We start from the raw sequence: 2298 nt of genomic DNA on the forward strand, positions 1-2298 counted from the left end.
AACAGTGTGGCACTGGCCTAGCTAACCCACGATAAATGCAGGAGGTCGACACTGTGCACAGGGAATCATTATGTCTAGCTGTACATTCAGGGTGTTTATGATAATCGGAAGTACTGACGAATTTATAGAGATTGAAGAACTCCAAAGATCTCAATCTAATAGTGACATTGGCGTATACGTAAAGCTCAAACTACAAGATTTTTGTGGTAGCTATTCTGGAGTGTTCATTGGTGAACCAGAAATCAGTTTGTTTTGTGAGCAGCTCAAGTCATTAAATTTGTCGAGGCAAGGTTTTGCTAAAATAAATAGCCTAACACCTGATGAGTTCAAACTTGAAATTAGGTCTGTTGGTAGCCTTGGAAAGATGGAAATAGAAGCTCAGATTCATAGGCATCAATATAGCGGAGATAAGTATTGGCCTATTTATTTAAATGGAGGCTTTGAAGTTGAGCCGAATGCAATTGAACAGTTGTTATTCTACTTTAACGATTTTCTTGGTGAGCACAGCTAACAAGTCAATTTAAACGGAACTAAAACAGTGTGCCATGTTTCGTTCCTCAACAAGTTTGGCACACAATTTTAGTCCGCTTAATTGGGCGTTAAGTGTCATCATGGATATCAGCATTTTCGTAGATAAAACATACGATCTATTTTCAACTTTCGATAAACCTTTGGTTGCGACGAAAGTAGATCACTGTGATGAATGCCGAGATCATAATGATGAGATTGGCGGCGTAAATTGTAGGGACCTTTCCCCCGAGCAAATCGGCACCGTTTGTTGGGGTATAAGCTCTTTTCTAACTCAGGAGGCTATGGGGTATTACATTCCTAGGCTTATTGAATTAGCTGTAACCGCTGAGGATGATAAACATGGGACACCTTACATGTGCTCATTTATAAACCAAATTGGTCTTTCTTCCTCATCTGATCAGTTTGCACTCTTTAGTAAGGCGCAGCGTTTAGCGGTTCGTGATACTTTGTTTATCTTGAAAGATACTTACATGGATACTCTCATTGAGCACTGTTGGGAAGATGAAATAGACGGTGCAATTACTCAGTGGGGCACTTAACAAAAGCAAGCAGTCGGAGCGGTTTTAAGCTGCTTTCGTTTCACTCAATCAACTTAAAACGCGCCCGCTGTTGCTGGCGTTATACGTTACTGAATGTTTCATTATGAATATTGAAGAGTCGTTACAATTTTTAGCTAAGCATCAACCAATGCCTAGCGACCTTGAGATAACAAATGTTCAATGTGATCTATTTGTTGCTTCTTTGGAATTATTTCAAAACTCACATGATGTTAGGTGCATTCCTTTATTCATGAATTGTGTTAGCGAACATACTGGTATGGGAATGTATGAAATAATTGCAGATGTTCTTATGAACCAAGATCGTGTTAATGTGATTCGTGGCTTACGCGATGGTCTTCAATCAAATGATATCGCCATCAAATACCGTTGCTGTTGGTGGGCACTTGAACTAGATGCGTGGGAATTACTCCCAATCATTGAACCACTTGTAAATAGCGATAATGAAGACTTGAGAGACGCATCAGAAGCTTATGTTAATATTGCTGGTGAAAACGTATAACAAGCGCTTTAAACGGAACAAAAACAGTTGGTTAGGTTCCGCTTCGCTCCACATTATAACCAACAATTTTTGTCCGCTTAAGCGGGCGTTAACTGCCTATGAAATTGACCACCGATTTTGACAAGCTAGGATTTCATGACACTTCAATTGAAAAAATAGAGCGTCAGTCTGAATCTGTTGTTTTGGAGATAAAAGGTGCTTTTGTTTCCAAAGAGCATCCCGATTCAGATGGTCTGGACTGGACGGCTGAAGAAGCAACACTAAAAATTCTAGGCGTAACTGAGGAAAGAGCTACGTACTGGGATGATACCAAGGCGGCGAGGGAGCATCCTGAGCCAGAGTTTCCGCTGGATGAAATTATGCATGCAAGTTTCAAAGATGGTGTATTTTCGTTCGATGGATTTAAACAAACCGTACCGTGGTATGAATGGTTTATAACTGCTAATTCATTCATCTTGGAGGTTAAAAGTGCATCCAAGTTCAGCAGTTAACAAGTCAAAGCACGCGGACATGGTAAAGCTGTCATCTTTTTTGTTCCAAAAAAGCCGCCCACTTCACCATGCCGGTGTTTGAGGCGTTGATATGATTCCCACTGTCAACGAGCGCGTGACTATCCCTACCAAAAATGTTCGGCATGGGAGAGAAACTTAAGTGAGTGCACCTTTGGCAAGAAAGTTCGGCGGTTGACCTTGCTGATATTCGCGGGTT

General features: G+C 40.9%; 4 protein-coding genes. All 4 read left to right on the plus strand.

Features of this window, described 5'->3' with window-relative positions; all coding sequences use genetic code 11:
- Positions 1-70: 70 nt before the first annotated feature.
- The 4 genes from D1Z90_RS20355 to D1Z90_RS20370 all read left to right on the plus strand — a co-directional run bounded on the left by D1Z90_RS20355 (position 71) and on the right by D1Z90_RS20370 (position 2081).
- Positions 71-511 carry a hypothetical protein gene (locus tag D1Z90_RS20355; RefSeq protein ID WP_198419279.1) on the plus strand — a complete coding sequence of 147 codons (441 nt, stop codon included), beginning with the start codon at positions 71-73 and terminating at the stop codon, positions 509-511.
- A gap of 100 nt (positions 512-611) precedes the next feature.
- Complete coding sequence (locus D1Z90_RS20360) at positions 612-1070, plus strand: hypothetical protein (protein WP_119912603.1); 459 nt, start codon at positions 612-614, stop codon at positions 1068-1070.
- A gap of 103 nt (positions 1071-1173) precedes the next feature.
- Positions 1174-1590 (plus strand): hypothetical protein, encoded by a 417-nt coding sequence (locus D1Z90_RS20365; RefSeq protein ID WP_119912604.1) that lies wholly within the window; start codon positions 1174-1176, stop codon positions 1588-1590.
- Between the two features lie 98 nt (positions 1591-1688).
- Entirely contained in the window at positions 1689-2081 is a 393-nt protein-coding gene (locus D1Z90_RS20370) for a hypothetical protein (protein WP_119912605.1), read from the plus strand.
- Positions 2082-2298: the final 217 nt, after the last annotated feature.

It is taken from the genome of Motilimonas pumila (genome assembly GCF_003596335.1).
In the GTDB taxonomy this organism is placed as follows: Bacteria; Pseudomonadota; Gammaproteobacteria; order Enterobacterales; family CBDFNC01; genus Motilimonas; species Motilimonas pumila.